At 73.6% G+C, this 246-nt stretch carries 1 pseudogene; it reads left to right on the top strand.

Annotation, left to right across the window (positions count from 1 at the left end):
* Positions 1-128: pseudogene (locus FV233_RS31575) on the top strand (MarR family transcriptional regulator); the annotation flags it as partial.
* Positions 129-246 lie beyond the last annotated feature (118 nt).

The following is a 246-nucleotide window of genomic DNA, read 5'->3' on the forward strand; positions in this document are numbered from 1 at the left end:
TCGCGGCTCTCGGCATCGTGGAGCGCCGGGCCGAATCGGGTGACGGCCGCGTCGTGCGGGTGCAGCTCACCGAGGCCGGCCTGGCGAAGGCCGAGGCCATCGAGCGGATCCAGGAGGATGTCGAGGCGATCCCGGTCTGACGGGCTACCGGCTCAGGCCGCCCGGCGCCAGGCCGGGAACGGGTCCGGCAGGTCGCGATAGGCTTCGGGGTCGAACACCTCCCCGTCGCCGGCCTTCACCAGGCAC

It is taken from the genome of Methylobacterium sp. WL7 (assembly GCF_008040085.1).
GTDB classification, from domain to species: domain Bacteria; phylum Pseudomonadota; class Alphaproteobacteria; order Rhizobiales; family Beijerinckiaceae; genus Methylobacterium; species Methylobacterium mesophilicum.